Here is an 18,643-nt window from a genome sequence, read left to right as displayed (position 1 = left end):
CCCTCCTTCGGTCATCGTCGATCGATCGCCATCAGTGTATACACAAATCACACGTCAATGTATACACAATTTCGCAGAAGTGCGTCATCTCCCGCGATCAAGCGCCATATTTGGCACATTTCATCTGCAGTTCATCGATGATGTTTGCATCTGTGTATACAACGTCGGTATATTGATCCCATGCTTCGAGGATGAGGCGCCACAGAGTCGTCGTGTCGGCATCCTCAGGAGGTACTCAATGAGGAGGACACGATGAACATCACGCGTGACCAGGTGCGTGAGGGAGCCTACGGGCGGGCGTACCAGCAGAGCATCCAGGATCCAGAGTCGTTCTGGCTCGACGCCGCCAAGGCCGTCGACTGGCATTCAGAGCCCACGCAGGCTCTCGACTCGTCCAACGATCCGGAATATCAGTGGTTCCCGAACGGCACACTGAACGTCGCATATAACGCGCTCGACCGACACATCGAGGCCGGCCGCGGCGACCAGAAGGCGCTGATCTACGAATCGGCGGTCACCGACAAGTCGCGCACGTACACCTATAACGAGCTGCGCGACGAGGTCGCTCGCTTCGCCGGCGTACTGGCCTCCCACGGCGTCGGCCTCGGCGACCGCGTCGTCATCTACATGCCGATGATCCCCGAGGCGCTGATCGCCTCGCTCGCCTGTGCTCGACTCGGAGCCGTGCACTCCGTCGTGTTCGGCGGGTTCGCCGCCAAGGAGCTCGCCACCCGCATCAACGATGCGAAGCCGAAGGTGCTCGTGACCGCCGACGGCGGCATCGAGCCGAACCGCATCGTCGAGTACCTGCCGATCGTCGCCGAGGCCATCGCCCTCTGCGACCACTTCGTCGACTCGATCATCGTCAAAGACCGCCCAGAGATTCCCGGCGGTGCGAAGGACGGCACCGACTGGGTCGCCGATCTGATCGAGACCGAGTGGTACGACTGGGACGACGAGATGGCCCATGCCGCACCGCACAAACCGGTGCCGGTCGTCTCGACGCATCCGCTGTACATTCTCTACACCTCGGGCACCACCGGCGCGCCGAAGGGCGTCGTCCGTGACACCGGCGGCTACGCCGTGTCTCTGGCCTGGACGATGAAGAACCTCTACAACATCGAGGCCGGTCAGGTCATGTGGACGGCGTCGGACGTCGGCTGGGTCGTCGGGCACAGCTACATCATCTACGGCCCGCTGCTGGTCGGTGCGACCACCGTCGTCTACGAGGGCAAGCCCGTCGGCACGCCGGATGCCGGCCAGTTCTGGCGCATCATCGAACGTCACAAGGTGCGTTCGTTCTTCACTGCACCCACAGCCATCCGCGCAGTGCGCAAAGAGGATCCTCACGCCGAGCTCGTGAAGCAGTTCGACATCTCGTCGCTGCAGGCGCTCTTTCTCGCCGGCGAGCGCACCGATCCCGACACCTATCACTGGGCGGTCGCCAACATCCACCCGAAAGTGGTCGACCACTGGTGGCAGACCGAGACGGGCTGGGCGATCACCGGCAACTTCATCGGTCTGCAGCCGGTCGAGTCTCGGCCGGGATCGTCCGGGCTGCCCACCCCCGGCTACAACGTGCAGATCGTCGACGACGAGGGCAACCCTGTGCCGAACATGGGCGAAGGCAACATCGTCATCAAACAGCCGATGCCGCCGGGAACGCTGACCACGCTCTGGCGCCGTCACAAGCGCTACCAGCGCTGCTACCTGAAGCCGTTCCCGGGCTACTACCTCACCGGGGATTCCGGGTACATCGACCGTGAAGGCTACGTCTATGTGATGGGCCGCACCGACGACGTGATCAACGTCGCCGGCCACCGCCTCAGTACCGGTCAGATGGAGGGCATTCTGGGTGCGCATCCGGCTGTCGCCGAGGCGGCGGTCATCGGGGCCGCCGATGCGCTCAAAGGAGAGAAGCCGTTCGGGTTCGTGGTGCTCAAGCACGGGTTCGACAGCACCGAAGAGGTGCTGCGCAAAGAGCTCGTGCAGAAGGTGCGCAAAGAGCTCGGCGCCGTCGCGGCGTTCAAAGACGTGGTCGTCGTCGAGGGGCTGCCCAAGACGCGCTCCGGCAAGATCCTGCGCAAGAACCTGCGACAGATCGTCAACGGCGAGAAGCTGATCGTTCCGCCGACCATCGAAGACACGGCCACGCTGACGCTCGTGCAAATCGCCGTGCACAACTACGAACGCGAGAAGGAGACCGCCTGATCGCCCACTGACTGCGTTGAAGTCGGCGCACTCCCGTGCCCCTGGTCAGGCATCGGGCACTGCACCGCCCAGATTGGCTGCACACCGTGACCGGTGCGCTGCAGGGCCGACTTCAGCGCGAACCACGCCGGCCCGGCTCACTTCGGGGGATGTTGAGTCGGGCCGGTCTCTTGATCAGACCCTGCCTCAGGCTCTTCAGCGATGTCGGTGCGCAGGCTTCCGGTAATGGCATCCACCGCCGCCCCCACGGTGGGAGCGAACCGGCCGGTCTCTTCGAAACGCTCACCGGCTCCGAACCGGATGAGCTGATCCTTCATCGGCCCACGAGCCTCGGCAAGAACCAGCCGAACTCCCTGTTGAGTGAGTTCGTCGTCAAGAGCCGCGATCGCATCCGCAGCGGTGATGTCGACTCTGGTCACCGGCTCAGCCGCCAGAATCAGCGTGTGCACCGGCGGGTCGCGAGGCCGATCTGCCAGCTCCTGAACGAATGCGGTGAACAATCCGCTGTTCGCGAAGATGAGCGGCGCATCGAAGCGTGCGATCGCGATGCCGGGCAGTCTTCTGCCCTCGGGGTGCCTGGTGAGGTCATGGTAGCCGCGCACCCCTGGGACCAGCCCCAGCTCGGTGCGATACGGACGACGCGTCTGATTGATGAACGCGAGAAGTGACAGGCCTACCGCGATCGCGACGCCTTCGAGCACACCGAACGCAACGACGCCGGCCGTCGTCGCAAGGCTCAGAAGGGCCTCGATCGGGCTGCGCCGCACGAGCCTGAGCACATCACGGGCCGAGAACATCGTCGCAGTGGCGGCGATCACCACCGCCGCAAGGGCGGCTTCTGGCAGGTAGGCGGTCACCCCGGGCGCAAGCAGGATGAAAACGATGAGCAGCAGTGCCCCGACGACCGATGAGAGCTGCGTCCGCCCGCCCACCGACTGCACGACTGGGGTGCGTGACGACGAACCCGAGACCGGAAACCCTCCGAACAGACCAGTCGAGACGTTTGCGACGCCGACGGCGATCATCTCACGATTGCTGCTGACGTGACTGCCGGTTCGCGCCGCAAACGTGCGAGAGAGGATGCTTGTGTCGGCAAACGCGATCAGGGCGATGCCCATCGCCGGAACGGCCAGTTCGACCAGGTCGCTCGGAAGCAGCCCGCTCAGTGTCGGATGCGGCAGCCCAAATGGCAACGCTCCGACGACGTCGACGGCGGACTGCAGCCCGAGGGCAGCGACTGCGGCCGTTGCCAGCCCGATCACTAGAAACGCCGAGGGGATCGTCTTCGCGATCAGACGCAGCAAGATCATTGCTGCGATTGAGGCCAGCCCGATGGTCAACGCGGCCCAGGCGATGTGGCCTGCTCTCAGGTTGGCAAGAGTCGCCGGCAGCGCACCCAGCGGCGAGCCCGAAGGATCGTCGACGCCCAGCAGATTCGGCAGCTGGCTCAGCATGATCACGATGACGATGCCGTTGAGATAGCCGATACGAATGGGCTTCGAGAGAAAATCGGCGAGAAACCCCAGACGCATGAGACCGCCCAGCAGCATGAGCGCACCGATGATGATCGCAAGCAGCCCGGCCAATGCGACGACGCGCTGTGGACTGCCAGCCGACAGCGGCACGATCGCTGCAGCGATCATTGGCGCCAGCGATGAGTCCGGACCGAGCACGAGGATTCTGGACGGACCCACCACCGCATAGACCAGAAGGGGAACGATGCTCGCATAGAGTCCGGTAACCGGCGGCAGGCCGGCGACCTGCGCGTACCCCATGCCAGCAGGAATGAGCAGTGCGGTGAGCGTTGCACCCGCCAGCAGATCGTGACGCAGCCACGGCAGTCGATAGCGCCCGGCCGTCTGCAGGCCGGGCAGCCAGCGTGCCAAGCGGGGGTTCATGGATTCAGCCTACGTGGCAGGCAGAAAGGAAACACAGAGAAGATTCGAGAGCCACCTGCGAGAATCGAACTCGCGACCCCTTCATTACGAGTGAAGTGCTCTACCGACTGAGCTAAGGTGGCCAATGCCTCGCGGCACCGCCGAACAGACTACCAGAAGTTCAGCCGGATTCACCATTCGCAGCACGACGCGCAGCACGACTTGCGGCGCGGCTTGCGCACTACTCGCAGCGCAGCCCGTCGGCCGGCTGCTCACCGGCGACGAGAAAGCGCTCGACCGCACGCGTGATACAGGCCGACGCCATGCTGTTGTAGGCGGTGTGCCCCTCACCCACGTTCGTGACGAGAAAACCGTGGTCGAGCTGGTCGGCCAGCGACTGCGCCCAGGCGTACGGCGTCGCCGGGTCGCCGGTCGTGCCGATCACCATGATGGGCGCCGAGCCGGTCGCGCTGACCTTGTGCGGCGCTCCCGTGGGCGGCACCGGCCACCCACTGCACATCGCCGTGCCATTTGCCTGGAACTGCCCGAACACCGGCCCCGCCGCCCGGATGCGCTCGTTCAGCCGCTGCACGCCTTCTGGGGTCTGGTCGGCGGGCAGGTCGATGCAGTTGACCGCAGTGAGCACTTCGGTGGAGTTGTCTTCGTATGTGCCGTCGGCCGAGCGCGAGTTGTACTGGTCGGCCAAAGCCATCGCACCTCGGGCGTCGCCCTGACTCACGCTGGTGATCGCCCGAGCCAGCGTGCCCCACTGCGAGCGCGAGTACAGCGCCGAACTGATCGCGGTCACCATGGTGTCACTGCCCAGCTGACGGCCGTCTGCCGCTGACAGCGGATGCTGGTCGAGCCCGCCGATCAGTGCGGCCAGCTGTGTGGCGGCTTCGTCTGCAGTGCCGGTGAAGGGGCAGGAGGCGTTCGAGACGCAGTTCTGCAGGAATGACCGCGCCGCCGATTCGAACCCGCCGACCTGCTCGACGAGCATGTCTTCGGCCGACAGCGATGGGTCGACGGCCCCATCGAGCACGAACGCCCCGACGCGATCAGGGAAGAGATCGGCGTATGCAGCGCCGATCCGCGTGCCGTACGAGTAGCCGAGGTAGTCGAGCTGCGGCTGCCCCATGGCAGCGCGGAGCACGTCGAGGTCACGGGCGACGCTCGCCGTGTCGACATGCCCGAGCAGCGGGCCGGTATTGGCTTGGCAGGCCGCACCGAACGCTTTCGAATTCGCCTCTGACTCGGCGATGTATGCCGAGGTGCCTCTCGGCGCGGCCGGCAGGTCGTAGAGGTAGTGATCCATCTGCTCCGCATCGACGCAGCGCACCGGTGTGGACTTGCCTGCGACGCCTCGCGGGTCGAAGGTCACGATGTCGAACTCACGCTGCAGCGCAGACCCGAAGAAGTAGTCGCGGTACGACTTGTCGGTGGCGTACTGCAGGGCTGGAGCCCCGGGGCCACCGGGGTTCATCACCAGTGCCCGGTGATGCCCGCTGCCGTCGGCAGCCTTTCGGGCGAGAGCGACCGAAACGGTGTCGCCCTGCGGCTGCGACCAGTCGAGCGGCAGCGTGAGCGCCGCGCAGTCTGCGCCGTCGCCGCAGTCTGACCAGTCGAGCTGCTGGCTGTAGAACTGCTGCAGCTCGGCGGGCACACCCTGCGTCGGGTCGAAGTCGTCGGCCGCACCGGAGTTCGGGTCCGATCCCGAGACGACCGGACCGAGGGCGCATCCGCCAAGAGAGAGCGCCAGCGCAACGAGACCGGCGAGCGCGGCCAGCAGCGGTCGCGTTCGAGCCGACCGGCCCACCCCGCTCACTGCAGCACCCCCGGAACGAGACTCGCCAGATATGCGTCGAGCACGAGGGCCGGCGAGACGTTGTGCGCCAGCTGGCCTCTCGCCTGCTCGGTGGCGTCGATGCCGTGCAGCAGCTGAGCCTCGGTGTAGCGCCGTGCGAAGGTCTGCAGCTCGTCGATCAGGTCGCCGTTGATCAGCTGCTGCCCGCTGCCCAGCTTCGACAGCAGCGCGTCTCGCAGCAGCGCCTGCGCATCGGTGAGCACCCGGTCGACGCCGTCGGCCAGCGCGCGCTTCGAGCGACGCTTCCAGTTGTCTTCAGCCTCGCGAAGCTGCGAGCGCAGCTTCGGCGGCACCCGGTCGTCGGGGCCAAGCCCCATCTGACGCATCAGCTTGGCGCGTTCCTGCTGCTCTTCGTCGCCGACCAGCGCAGTGGCGTCGTCTTTGGCGATCTGCAGCAGCTGGCGCGAGACGGCCATGGCACGGCTGAGACTGTCGATGCTCAGAATGCCGGTGAGTGATGAGCGCCGCCGTTCCCGCGCCGCCGCGTCGGTGGCCAGACGCCGCGCCATGCCGATGTGCGACTGCGAGGCGCGTGCGGCCAGCAGCGCCAGGTCGCGACTCACGTTCGACTCGCTCGTGAGCAGATCGGCGATGGCGTCTGGAGAGGGCGTGCCCAGCCGCACGATGCGCACGCGCGAGCGGATGGTCGGCAGCAGATCGGCCTCGCCCGGTGCGCAGAGAATCCACACGGTGCGGTCGGGCGGCTCTTCGAGCGATTTGAGCAGCACGTTCGAGGTGTGCTCGCTCATGCGGTCGGCGTCTTCGATGACCTGGATGCGCCAGCGCCCCACCGACGGCGACAGCTGCGACTGGCGCACGATGTCGCGCACCTCGTCGATGCTGATAATGACCTTGTCAGTGCGCACCACCTGCACATCGGGGTGCGTGCCCGCCTCGACCATCACCCGCTGATGATCGGGATCGCTGGCGCCGATCGCCTGCAGCTCGGCGGCAAAGGCGAGCGCGGCGACCGACCGCCCCGACCCGGGCGGGCCGGTGAACAGCCAGGCGTGCGTCATCACTTTGGGGTCGTCGGCGTGCGCGATGGTGTGCTCGAGCTGGGCGACGACCTGCGGCTGGCCGACGAGTCGCCGACTCAGTGATGCGGATGCTGCGGGTGCGTTCATGTGTGGAGCCTAGCGTTCGCCGCTGACATCAGGGCTCGCAGGTTCGCCGACAGAGTCGTCGGCAGCGATCTGCCCTGTCAGCCGCTGCATGACGGCGCGGCGGATGCGCTCGGCGATGTCGTCGACCGCCAGTCGGGCGTCGATGATCTCGAAACGCTGAGGATCGGCGACCGCCAACGCGAGAAAGCCGCTGCGCACGCGCTGGTGGAAGTCTGCACGCTCGCTCTCGAGACGGTCCCGTTCGCCGGGCTCGGCATCCACCCGCGACGCCGCCTGAGCGATCGGCAGGTCGAGCAGCACGGTCAGATCGGGCAGCAGCCCGTCGGTCGCCCAGAGCGACAGATCACGGATCTCGTTCGCGAGCAGCCGTCGCCCGGCGCCCTGATAGGCGATCGACGAATCGAGATACCGGTCAGAGATCACGACCGCGCCGCGTTCGAGACCCGGCCGCACCACCTGATCGACGTGCTGGGCGCGGTCGGCGGCGTAGAGCAGCGCCTCGGCGCGCTCGGAGACCGGGCCCTCAGTATGCAGCAGCAGCTCTCGCAGGCTGCCGCCGAGCGGCGTCGCACCCGGTTCGAAGGTCGAGACGACTTCATGGCCTGCTGCGGTCAGCCAGTCTCGCAGCAGGGTCAGCTGGGTCGACTTCCCGGCACCATCGATGCCTTCGATGGTGACGAAGAGGCCATGCCGCTCAGCCTTCTCGGTCACTGGCCGGTGCTCTCGCCGTCACCTGCGGTCGCGGGCTTCGCTGCCGTGGCTGTCTTGGCCGTTGTCGCCTTCTTCGCCGGGGCTTTCTTCGCCGTGGCCGTCTTCTTGGCTGTGGACGTCTTCGCCGCCGTGGTCTTCTTTGCCGCGGTCTTGCGAGCAGTCGTCTTCTTCGCGGTCGCCTTCTTCGCCGGGGCCTTCTTCGCGGGGGCCTTACGAGTGCGTTTCTTGGCCGGACCCTTCTCTCGCTTGATGGCGAGCAGCTCGACGGCGCGCTCGTACGTGAGCTCTTCGGCGTTCTCGGCCTTGGGTACGGTCGCGTTGATCTCACCGTCGGTGACGTACGGCCCGAAACGGCCGTTCTTCACGACGATCGGCTTCTCACTGACCGGGTCGGGCTTGTCGAACTCGCGCAGCGGTGGAGCCGCCGCGCGACGACCGCCGTACTTCGGCTGAGCGAGCAGCTCTTTCGCCTTCTCGAGGTCGATCGAGAAGATCGCATCCTCGTCGGGCAGCGAACGCGTCTCTTTGCCGTGTTTGAGGTACGGCCCGTAGCGGCCGTTGAGCGCCTCGACCGGCACGTCGTCGACTTCGCCGACCACGCGCGGCAGCGAGAGCAGCTTCAGGGCTGTGGCCAGGTCGACCGTCGCCGGCTCCATGCTGCGGAACAGCGACGCCGTCGGCGGTTTGACCCCCTTGGGCCACTCTTCACCCTCGGGCAGCGTCTCGGTGACGTACGGCCCGAAACGACCAGCCTTGACGACGACGGTGTGCCCGGTGTCGGGGTTCACACCGAGTTCGCGATCACCGCTCGGGCGATCCATGATCTCGACGGCCTTCGCTGCAGTGAGTTCGTCGGGCTCGAGGCCGTCAGGCAGGCTCACCCGTTTCGGGGTCTCCTCCCCGTCGACCTGCTGCTCGAGATACGGGCCGAACTTGCCCATGCGCAGCGTGATCGCGTCGGTGATCGGCGTCGAGTTGATGCCGCGGGCGTCGATCTCGCCCAGGTTGTCGATGACCGAGCGCAGGCCGGGGTGATCGCCTTCGCCGAAGTAGAACTGGCTGAGCCAGTGGCGGCGGTCTTCCTGACCGGCGGCGATACGGTCGAGGTCGCCCTCCATGCCTGCGGTGAAGTCGTAGTCGACCAGCGACGTGAAGTGCTGCTCGAGCAGACGCACCACTGAGAACGCGACCCATGTCGGCACGAGTGACTGCCCCTTGGGCGTCACGTAGCCGCGGTCGACGATGGTCGAGATGATCGCCGCGTACGTCGACGGGCGCCCGATGCCCAGCTCTTCGAGGGTCTTGACCAGGCTCGCCTCGGTGTAGCGCGGCGGAGGCAGCGTCTCGTGCTGCTTCGACTCGGGTTCGATCACCGAGACGAACTGCCCCTGCGCGAGCTCCGGAAGCCGACGCTCTTTGGCGGCGCGCTCTGCGGTCGCGTGGCGGTCGGCGTCGCGTCCCTCTTCGTAGGCGTCGAGAAAGCCGCGGAACGTGATGACCGTGCCCGAGGCGGTGAACTCGCTCTTCACGCCCTTGCCGTCGTAGCGCAGCGTGGCTGTGGCGGTCGAACCGGTCGCATCGGCCATCTGCGAGGCGACGGTGCGCTTCCAGATCAGGTCGTAGAGCTTCAGCTCGTCGGCGCGCAGGTTCGAGCGCAGATCGCTGGGCAGCCGAAAGTGGTCGCCCGACGGACGGATCGCCTCGTGCGCCTCCTGCGCGTTCTTCGACTTGCCGGTGTAGACACGAGGCTTCTCAGGCACCGAGCTCTCGCCATAGAGCGACTTCGCCTGCGCCCGGGCAGCGGTGACCGCCTGATGCGACAGAATCGGCGAGTCGGTTCGCATATAGGTGATGTAGCCGTTCTCGTACAGCCCCTGCGCCAGGCTCATCGTCTGTCGCGCCGAGAAGCGCAGCTTTCGTGCGGCCTCCTGCTGCAGCGTCGAGGTGGTGAACGGTGCTGCCGGGCGACGACGATACGGCTTCGATTCGACGGATGCGACCTCAAGCCGCGCTGATTCGAGTGCGGTCGCGAGCGCCGTGGCCTCGTCGCCGGTAAGCACATGCGCAGCGGTCTTCAGCTCGCCGCGGTCGCTGAAGTCTCGCCCCGTCGCGATCTTCACACCGTTGTAGCTGACCAGTCGAGCCTCGAACTCGGTCGCGTCTTCATCGGCCTTGGCCTCGACGACGACGTCCCAGTACTCGGCCGATCGGAAGGCGATGCGCTCGCGCTCACGGTCGACCACCAGACGGGTCGCCGCCGACTGCACTCGCCCTGCCGAAAGGCCCGGCCCGACCTTGCGCCAGAGCACCGGCGAGATCTCGTAGCCGTAGAGACGGTCGAGGATGCGTCGGGTCTCCTGTGCATCGACCAGCGCGGTGTTCAGATCTCGGGTGGTCTCTTTCGCCTTGGTGATCGCCTCTTTGGTGATCTCGTGGAACACCATGCGCCGCACGGGAACCTTCGGCTTGAGCACCTGCAGCAGGTGCCACGCGATGGCCTCCCCTTCGCGGTCCTCATCAGTTGCGAGATAGAGTTCGTCGGCACCTTTCAACGCTCGGCGCAGCTCGGCGACGGTCTTCTTCTTCGAGCTGCTGACCTCGTAGTACGGCTCGAACCCGTGGTCGACGTCGACCGAGAACTTGCCGAGCGAGCCTTTCTTCAGCTCTGGCGGAAGGTTCTTGGGCTCGATGAGGTCACGCACGTGACCAACCGAGGCGAGCACTGTGTAGTCTTCGCCGAGATACTTGCCGATGGTCTTCGCCTTGGCCGGAGACTCGACGATGACCAGCCTCTTCGTATGTGCCACTTGAGATTCCTCACCCCGCGCACTAGCGGTGTTCCTGCGGTCACAGCTCGCCCGGCGACCTTGAGATTCAGTCTTCCGTCAGTTGTGACTCGTCGTTCCACAATATAGGGGAGCACTCTCGGTTCTACAAAGACGACGCCCGCGACTCGATAAAGACGAGGCCCGCGACAAGCCGTGCAGCGCCTGAGCCACTCGGTATCTAATCTTCGTCGCTGCGGCCGGCATGCGCTGTGGCGGCAGCTCGGCCGAGCAGCGTGTCACGAGTCAGTGTGACGAGCATGCCGCGGTCAGTCTCGCCGCACGATGCCACTGTCGCCGCGTGGGCGACGGCGACACGTTCGGCTCGTGCGCACGGGACGTCTGCGATCAGCCCACGCTGTGCGTCAGCGGCCTGCAGCGCGGCGATGCCTGCAGCCGCTCGCACCTGGTCGTGCTGACTCTGTGCTGCGATGACGCCTGCCAGCGCAGCCAGCAGCGTCACGGCGGCGACCAGCACGACGATGCCGACGGTCATGCTGCCCCGTTCTGAGTCGTTCGTCACCGTTCGTTCCTCTTCTCTGCGACTGGTCGCATGTGGGCCGGGAACTCTGTGCGCTCGCGGCGAATCGAGTGTTCGACGGAACCCGGCATGTCAGCACGCGCTGGCGGCATCGCAACGCCCCTCAGCGACCTTCGCGCGGCACGCACACACGTTGAGTGATATCGAGCGGCAGCGCACCGAGCAGACGCTGGGCAGAGTTCGCGCGCACACAGACCAGATCGCCTTGATCGGAGATCTGCAGCGTCGCGTCTGGCTGCACCTGTGCGGCGAGGCTGCGCGCCTGTGCCTGAGACTCGCCGCGGCCCAGGCTGCGTGCGGCGGCCGCAGCGGCCTCTGTGGTCGTGGTGATGCGCGCCGACGCCGCGCCGGTGCCGAGCACGAGGCCCAGCACCAGCACGACGACGGGCAGCACGACGGCCAGTTCTGCGGTCGCCGACCCACGCTCACGCTCGCAGGCATCCCAAGCGGTACCGCAGACGGCGCCTTCAGTACGCTCGGCCTCGGTGCTGCGCACAGTCATATTCTCGGGTGCCGTTCTAAGGCGCCGCGTTGAGCGCATTGCGCACAAGGTTGGTGAGCACCCCGCGCACTTCGTCGCCGCGCAGAATGACCACGAGCACGCCTGCGAAGCCCACAGCGGCGAGCATCGCAATGGCGTACTCCGCAGTGGCGGCTCCGCTTTCCTGTGGTCGCGCCCTGAGCTCGTTCAGACGCTGCAGCGCCAGCGCAGCCGCAGCGGCCGCGACGTCGGTGACGGCCAGCGAGACGCGCAGCAGCAGCGCGCTGGCGACCGCGCGCAGAGCTCGGCGGCCATGTGGCTCTGAGGGGTCAGTCACTGTGGTGATCGTCGACATGGTGTCCTCTTTTCTTCGATGTGCTTTTCTTTGCTGCGTCAGGGATGAACCCGGCTGCGCTTCCAGCGTCGCGGAGGCCGAGGAGAGAGAGCTGGGATATGTGACCGCTGTGCACAGATCAGCGCAGATCGACGAATGTGGAGAACAGAATCGACGCGATCATCGGCAACACGGTGACCACGATGAAGGCCGGCAGCGAACAGACGCCCAGGGGCAACAGCAGCAGCGTCTCGAGCCGGGCGGCACGCACTCGCAATGCGGCCGCACGCATGCGTGCCACGTCGTCGAGCTGACCGTCGAGCAGCCCCAACAGCGGCACGCCGGAGCGCTGCCAGAGTGCGACCAGACGATCGAGCCTCGCGCGCTCGTCGTCTCGGTCGGCGTCAAGACCGGCGCGAGTCAGCATCCGCTCGCTCAGGTCGATCGCGCTGTCGGCGGCGTGCCCCGCCCGAACCCCCAGCGACACCATTAACAGCAGCATGCCGTCAGAGTCGTCGGGCGGCTGCAGCGAAGCGAGCATCTTCTTCTGCCAGCGAGCGCCCACCAGCATCAGCACCAGCGCCACGACGAGGCAGCCCCACCCGAACGGCGTGCCGAAGAGCACTCCGAGCGAATCGACGCCGAGCAGCGCCCCCAGCAGCACGCCGACCAACGGCATCGCCTGCAGCAGACGCGCTGTGGACGTCGGACCGGACGCGACGATGCGGGACTCAGTCTCGATGCGCTCAAGCTGTTCGAGCATGCCGGACATGCGCCGCAGCGCATCGGCCAGCGGAGCCCCGGCTCGTTCGGCAATGCCCCAGACGGCCGCGATGCGGCGCCAGCTGCGAACCGACTGCTGCAGCGCTCTGCCGCGCTGCTCGCCGAACCGGCGTGGCGCATAGGACAGCCGCGCCGCCGCATCGAGCAGCGACGCCGAGGCGCCATGCTGCCGGACTCTGGGCAGGGCCTCGGCGAGCACTTCGCCGTCGAGACCGCCGACGCCGTCGGCCACGAGTTCGAGCGCTCGCTGCGGGGCGACCCCCGCATCGACGAGAGCAGAAAGCGCGCTGAGCGCCTCGGCCGTACTGCCGAGCGACTCGGTCATCGGCTCGGTGCGTGCGTGATGCGGTCGGTGGCCTGTGGGGGCCCGTGAACGCTCGGATGTTCAGAATCGACAGTCAGGACCCGTGCGACGAGCAGTCCGTCGGCGTCGACTTCGAGGCGACCGACCTGTTCGAGGCGGCGTATGCCGGCACTGCGTCCGAGGTGCAAGACGAGGTCGAAGGCACTGGCCGCCTGACGTGCCAAGGCTCGTTCGCTGACGCCGGACATCAGCGCCAGCGCCTCGAGCCGAGCCGGCACGTCGGCGACCGAGTTGGCATGCAGTGTGCCCGCCCCACCTCGATGCCCCGTGTTCAGCGCGGTCATCAGCAGCATCAGCTCGGGCCCGCGACACTCACCGACGACGATGCGGTCGGGACGCATGCGCAGAGCCTGGCGCAGCAGGACGTCGAGGCCGACTGCGCCGAGACCGTCGGCATTGGGCTGCCGCGTCTCGAGCTGCACCACGTGCGGGTGCCGCACATCGAGCTCGGCGACGTCTTCGACACAGATGATGCGCTGATCAGGCTCGACCAGCTGCAGCAGCGCCCGCAGCAGCGTCGTCTTGCCGGTGGCGGTCGCTCCCGTGATGAGCAGGTTCGCACCCGAGTCGATGGCGTCGCGCAGCAGCCTTTCGTGCCCGGCGACGATCATGCCTGTACCAAGCAGCGAGCCGAAGTCGTGCAGCCCTCGCTGGGGCACACGCACCGAGAGCTGGACGCCGCCGACCGCCACGGGCGGCAGCACCGCGTGCACACGCAGCTCGCCCAACCGCACGTCGACGAAGGGCGTGGCATCGTCGAGATGCCGCCCTCCCGCGGCGATGAGCGAGACCGCGAGCGCCCGCAGCTGACGCTGCCCGCTGAGACGCAGCGGCACTCGCTCGACGCCCTTGCCCCGATCGATCCAGATCTCATCGGGCGCGGTGACGAGCACGTCGGTCACTCCGGCGCGGGTGATCAGCGTGCGCAGTGGGCCGAACGCGCCGAGCGTCTCGGCATCGCAGGCGGCGGATGCGGCCGGCGGCGTCGGCGAAGGCGACGGGGGCGCGGTGGTCGCGAGTTCCGTCATCGGCCCACGTGCTGCTGTGGCATTGAGAGAGACGCGGTGTCTGTGCGGCATGCGCCCATCGTGCAGCGGTCTGACCGCGTGCGCGACAGACGAATGCGACCTGTGCACAGCTTCATGGCATGAAACAGTCTGTGCGCAGATCAGTCGGCACGGATCAGTCTGCGCAGATCAAGACCAGCCGGCAGAGATCAGTCGGCGACGAGCTCAACCGTGATCTCGACCTCGACCGGGGAGTCGAGCGGCAGCACGGCGACGCCGACGGCGCTGCGCGCATGTGCTCCGGCCTCGCCGAAGACCTCGCCGAGCAGCTCGCTGACGCCGTTGATCACGCCGGGCTGACCGGTGAAATCGGGCGCAGACGAGACGAAGCCGACCACCTTCACGACGCGAGCAATGCGGTCGATGCCGCCCGCAGCATCCGCCGCCGCAGCGATCGCGTTCAGACCCGCCGTGCGCGCCAGGGTCTTCGCCTCTTCAGGCGGTACCAGGCCCTCGCCGACGCCGACCTTGCCGATGGCCGGCAGCTCGCCGTCGATGAAGGGCAGCTGCCCTGACGTGTGCACCAGGCTGCCTATGCGCAGCGCCGGCACGTAGTCGGCCACCGGGGCTGCGACCGCAGGAAGGGTGATGCCCAGCTCGTTCAGCCTGCTGGTGAAAGTCATGCCTGCTCCTCGATGGGTCGCTTGAAGTAGCCGACGAGGCCGCCGGTGGGCCCCTCGACGATCTGGACCAGCTCCCACCCCTCGGATCCGAAGTTGTTGAGAATCTGCTGGGTGTTGTGGATGATGAGAGGGGCGGTGAAGTATTCCCACTTGACCATGGCTGCTCCATTCATAGGATAATCGCGTAGCATCTAGCCTATGTCTTCTCACCTGCCCGCAAACCGGCGACGTTCCAGCCGCGCGATCGTGCGGTTCATCGCCGCGTCCGCCGCACTCGGCCTCGTCGCAGTCGGCATGTCGACACCTGCTCTGGCCATCGCCAGCGTGTTCGGCGCCGACGCGGTCAACATCGCCAAAACCCTGCCCGCCTCACTCGCCAACGTCGAGCTGCAGAGCCCGTCGACCCTGTATGGCAAGCTCAACGGCCAAGACGTGGCCTTCGCCACGTTCTACGAGAAGAACCGCATCCCGCTGACCGCAGATCAGATGCCTGAGCTCGCGAAGAATGCGGTGGTCTCGATCGAAGACCCGCGCTTCTACGACCACGGCGGCGTGGACTTCGCCGCCGTCGCCCGTGCCATGCTGCAGAACCAGTCGAGCGGCTCGACTCAGTCCGGCGCTTCGACGATCACCATGCAGCTGGTGCGCAACCTGCGCATCGAGGCGGCTGAATGGGAGAACGACGAGTCGGCCATCAACGAGGCGCGTGAAGAGAGCGCCTCGCGCAAGCTGCTCGAGATGCGCTATGCGATCGGCCTCGAGCAGAACTACTCGAAAGAGCAGATTCTCACCAGCTATCTGAACTATGCCTCGTTCGGTGGCAACGTCTACGGCATCGGCGCAGCAGCTCAGTACTACTACGGCAAGAACGCTTCAGATCTGACGCTGCCTGAGGCCGCTCAGCTCGTCAGCGTCTTTCCCTCGCCCAACGCCTACCGTGTCGACGCGCCTGAGAACCTCGACCGCGCCAAGGCCCGCCGTGATCTCGTGCTGAACCGCATGGTCGAACACGGCTACATCGACCAGCCGACCGCCGATGCGGCGATCGCCACCCCGATCGAGCCGCATATCACCCAGCAGCCTCGAGGCTGTGAGGCGGCCACCCACAACGCAAGCTACTTCTGCGACTACGTCGTGAACCTGATTCGCAACGACTCTGCGTACGGCGACACGCCCGAAGACCGCACGGCCCTGCTGCGCCGCGGAGGCCTGCAGATTCACACCAGCATCGACCTCGGGCTGCAGGACGACACCCAGGCAGCCATCGACAAGAACATCAACCGCAACGACAAGATCGGCGCGGCCACGACGATTCTGCAGGTCGGGACCAGCAATGTGCTGGCCATGGCGCAGAACCGCACCTTCTCGCAGACGGATGACTCCTCTGGCGACACCAGCCGAACCGCGATCAACTACAGCACCACGAAAGACGAGGGCGGCTCATCCGGCTTCCAGCCCGGTTCGACATACAAGGTGTTCACTCTGCTCGACTGGCTGAAACAGGGCCATTCGCTCAATGAGCGGCTGAACGCACCCGCACCGGCCACACTGCGGCAGAAGGACTTTCCCGATCGATGCCAGCCCGGCGGCTATGTCGGCACCTGGCAGCTCGACAACGCTGTGCCGAACATGCCCTCGTCGTTCGACGTGCGCTATGCGACGAAGAACTCGGTGAACACCGGTTTCGCCGCGATGGCGCAACAGCTCGACCTCTGCGACATCAAAGACACCGCGGCCTCGTTCGGCATCACGAAGTCGGCCAACGGCAAAGACCTTGACCACGTGCCGACCAGCATCATCGGCGGTTCGGCGAACACCATCGCACCGATCCAGATCGCAGGCGCCTACGCCGGCATCTCGAACGACGGCAAGTACTGCACGCCCAAGGCGATTCTGAGCGTCGTCGACGGCAACAACGGCAGCGAGCGCCCGACCCCGTCGTCGCAGTGCTCCGAAGCAGTGACGCCGACGGTCGCCCGCACTGCGACCTCAGCACTGCAGGGCGTGTTCGATCGCGACGGCACTGCCGGTCAGGCGAACCCCGGCGACGGCTCGGCGGTCGCAGGCAAGACCGGTTCGACCGACAGCTACCATCAGACCTGGCTGGTCGGCTACACCACTTCGACGGTGCAGGCGACCTGGATCGGCAACACCGGCACGACCAACAACAAGGCCGACCTCCGGTACTACCGCATCAAAGGCGTGGCCGGTTGGAACGTCCGTTACTCCATGTGGAAGGACATCCAGCGAGGCGTGCACAGCAGGTACCCGGGCGCGGCATCGTTCCCGGCTCCCGATGACACCTCGCTGACCTTCCGCAGCACCGATATGCCCGATGTGACCGGCAAGACGCCCGAAGAGGCGCAGCAGCAGCTCGAAGACGCCGGCTTCCAAGTGGCCATCTCGCCTGAGCGTCGACCCTCCGATTCCGTGCCTGCAGGCCAGGTCGTGGCCACTGATCCCGCTGGCGGCGGCCCGGCCGACGCCGGGGCGCTGGTGACCATCTACCTCAGCTCTGGCAAGGAGGGCGCGTCGAACGCTCCCGCAGACGGGGCGGGTGCCTCGCCGAGCCCATCAGCACAGTGATGGGCTCGGCGGCACCAGGGTCGTCTGAGCCCAGTGCAGAGAACGACGCGAGGCTGTCGGGTCTGCGCACGTTCGCATCCTCGCTCGGCATCGCCGCGCTGGCTGGGATCGGCGCGCTCGCGTACGGCTCGCTGATCGAACGCAACAGCTTCGCGCTGCGTCAGTTCACGGTGCCTGTGCTGCCCGAGGGCAGTCAGCCTCTGCGGATGCTGCACGTCGCTGACCTGCATCTGGCGCCTTGGCAGCGTGCGCGCGTCGCGTGGACCCGTGATCTGGCCTCGCTGAAGCCCGATCTGGTCATCAACACCGGCGACAACTACGGCCATGCGGAGGCATTGCCGGCGATTCTGGATGCCTTGGAGCCGCTGCTGGACGTACCGGGCGCCTTCGTCTACGGATCGAACGACTACTTCACACCGATTCCGAAGAATCCGCTCTCATATCTGCTGCACTCCAGCCGCGTCGGACGAGAGACTCCGGATATCGACACAGCTGCACTCACCCACCGTCTCGTCGAAGCCGGCTGGCGCAATCTGAACAATCAGACCGCTCAGCTGACGGTGAACGGCAGCCGGATCGGCTTGGTCGGCACCGGCGACGCTCACCTCGGCAACGATGATCCCGAGGGGCTGCGTCGACGCATCGCCGGCATGTCCGCAGACGTCGATCTCACGCTCGGTGTGACGCATGCCCCCTACCAGCGTGTGCTCGACGGCTTCACCTCGATGGGCGCCGAGCTCATGCTCGCCGGCCATACGCATGGTGGCCAGGTGTGCGTGCCGTTCTTCGGCGCGCTGACCACCAACTGCGATCTGCCCCGGCCTTTTGTGAAGGGGCTGCACGAGTGGACGACCGGCGATCGCAGTTCGTGGCTGCACGTCAGTGCTGGGCTGGGCACCTCGATCTATGCACCGGTGCGTTTCAACTGCCGCCCCGAGGCCACGCTTCTCACTCTGGTGGCGCGAGACGAGGATGCGCCGGCCACAGTCTGAGCTCCGGCTGCTGCCGTTGCGACGCACTGTCGTTCCGCACTCGTTCCGCACGGCGACGACCACACATTGAAACTGCGCCTCAGAATGGACTAAGCTATAGCAGTTGCCGCTGATTCTCAGCGACGGGGTATAGCGCAGCTTGGTAGCGCGCCTCGTTCGGGACGAGGAGGTCGTGGGTTCAAATCCCGCTACCCCGACAGAAAGCCCCCGAGAAGGTCTCACGATCTTCTCGGGGGCTTCTTTCATGCCGCATGTTC

15 protein-coding genes and 2 tRNA genes are annotated in these 18,643 nt (G+C 66.3%); 4 read left to right on the top strand and 13 right to left on the bottom strand.

The annotated features are described in order from the left end of the window. The first annotated feature begins 252 nt into the window (after positions 1-252). A complete protein-coding gene (locus F8O09_RS08125) occupies positions 253-2,211 on the top strand; it encodes an acetate--CoA ligase (RefSeq protein WP_158030265.1) in 1,959 nt (652 codons plus the stop codon). Positions 2,212-2,348: 137 nt separating this feature from the next. Here the strand turns inward: F8O09_RS08125 and F8O09_RS08120 are convergent, their stop codons facing one another. The 13 genes from F8O09_RS08120 to F8O09_RS08060 all read right to left on the bottom strand — a co-directional run bounded on the left by F8O09_RS08120 (position 2,349) and on the right by F8O09_RS08060 (position 14,966). After that, a complete protein-coding gene (locus F8O09_RS08120) occupies positions 2,349-4,109 on the bottom strand; it encodes a SulP family inorganic anion transporter (RefSeq protein WP_158054815.1) in 1,761 nt (586 codons plus the stop codon). Between the two features lie 49 nt (positions 4,110-4,158). Continuing rightward, positions 4,159-4,231: transfer RNA gene (locus tag F8O09_RS08115), tRNA-Thr, on the bottom strand. 98 nt (positions 4,232-4,329) lie between these two features. Continuing rightward, complete coding sequence (locus F8O09_RS08110; protein WP_158054813.1) at positions 4,330-5,913, bottom strand: alpha/beta hydrolase; 1,584 nt, start codon at positions 5,911-5,913, stop codon at positions 4,330-4,332. Continuing rightward, positions 5,910-7,079, bottom strand: coding sequence for a DNA polymerase III subunit delta' (locus tag F8O09_RS08105; protein WP_158037114.1), 1,170 nt, complete (start codon positions 7,077-7,079; stop codon positions 5,910-5,912). Before F8O09_RS08105 ends, F8O09_RS08110 begins: the two co-directional genes overlap by 4 nt. A gap of 9 nt (positions 7,080-7,088) precedes the next feature. Then, a complete protein-coding gene (gene tmk, locus F8O09_RS08100; RefSeq protein ID WP_158054812.1) occupies positions 7,089-7,790 on the bottom strand; it encodes a dTMP kinase in 702 nt (233 codons plus the stop codon). Further along, the gene (topA, locus tag F8O09_RS08095) at positions 7,787-10,597 is read right to left on the bottom strand and encodes a type I DNA topoisomerase (protein WP_158054810.1); all 2,811 of its coding nucleotides are present in this window, start codon (positions 10,595-10,597) and stop codon (positions 7,787-7,789) included. Before topA ends, tmk begins: the two co-directional genes overlap by 4 nt. A gap of 199 nt (positions 10,598-10,796) precedes the next feature. Then, entirely contained in the window at positions 10,797-11,138 is a 342-nt protein-coding gene (locus tag F8O09_RS08090) for a hypothetical protein (protein WP_158030271.1), read from the bottom strand. Between the two features lie 121 nt (positions 11,139-11,259). After that, positions 11,260-11,652, bottom strand: coding sequence for a TadE family type IV pilus minor pilin (locus F8O09_RS08085; RefSeq protein ID WP_225732948.1), 393 nt, complete (start codon positions 11,650-11,652; stop codon positions 11,260-11,262). Positions 11,653-11,674: 22 nt separating this feature from the next. Beyond that, positions 11,675-11,992, bottom strand: coding sequence for a DUF4244 domain-containing protein (locus tag F8O09_RS08080; protein ID WP_158030273.1), 318 nt, complete (start codon positions 11,990-11,992; stop codon positions 11,675-11,677). 118 nt (positions 11,993-12,110) lie between these two features. Next, positions 12,111-13,079 (bottom strand): type II secretion system F family protein, encoded by a 969-nt coding sequence (locus tag F8O09_RS08075; RefSeq protein WP_158054806.1) that lies wholly within the window; start codon positions 13,077-13,079, stop codon positions 12,111-12,113. Further along, positions 13,076-14,197: a TadA family conjugal transfer-associated ATPase gene (locus tag F8O09_RS08070; RefSeq protein WP_225732947.1), complete on the bottom strand. Its 1,122-nt coding sequence runs from the start codon at positions 14,195-14,197 to the stop codon at positions 13,076-13,078. The genes F8O09_RS08075 and F8O09_RS08070 overlap by 4 nt, the downstream gene beginning before the upstream one ends. A 137-nt stretch (positions 14,198-14,334) precedes the next feature. Further along, the gene (locus F8O09_RS08065; RefSeq protein WP_158030275.1) at positions 14,335-14,808 is read right to left on the bottom strand and encodes a RidA family protein; all 474 of its coding nucleotides are present in this window, start codon (positions 14,806-14,808) and stop codon (positions 14,335-14,337) included. Beyond that, positions 14,805-14,966, bottom strand: a complete 162-nt coding sequence (locus F8O09_RS08060) for a DUF4177 domain-containing protein (protein WP_158030276.1) — start codon at positions 14,964-14,966, stop codon at positions 14,805-14,807. Before F8O09_RS08060 ends, F8O09_RS08065 begins: the two co-directional genes overlap by 4 nt. Before the next feature lie 40 nt (positions 14,967-15,006). Between F8O09_RS08060 and F8O09_RS08055 the strand changes: the two genes are divergently transcribed. The 3 genes from F8O09_RS08055 to F8O09_RS08045 all read left to right on the top strand — a co-directional run bounded on the left by F8O09_RS08055 (position 15,007) and on the right by F8O09_RS08045 (position 18,583). After that, positions 15,007-17,394, top strand: coding sequence for a penicillin-binding protein (locus F8O09_RS08055; RefSeq protein ID WP_158054803.1), 2,388 nt, complete (start codon positions 15,007-15,009; stop codon positions 17,392-17,394). Beyond that, on the top strand, positions 17,394-18,386 hold the full coding sequence (locus F8O09_RS08050) for a metallophosphoesterase (protein ID WP_158055013.1): 993 nt from the start codon (positions 17,394-17,396) through the stop codon (positions 18,384-18,386). The genes F8O09_RS08055 and F8O09_RS08050 overlap by 1 nt, the downstream gene beginning before the upstream one ends. A gap of 123 nt (positions 18,387-18,509) precedes the next feature. Further along, a tRNA-Pro gene (locus F8O09_RS08045) sits at positions 18,510-18,583 on the top strand. Positions 18,584-18,643 lie beyond the last annotated feature (60 nt).

Source organism: Pseudoclavibacter sp. CFCC 11306 (genome assembly GCF_008831235.1).
In the GTDB taxonomy this organism is placed as follows: domain Bacteria; phylum Actinomycetota; class Actinomycetes; order Actinomycetales; family Microbacteriaceae; genus Pseudoclavibacter_A.
This window is presented reverse-complemented; position numbering and strand designations above follow the sequence as displayed.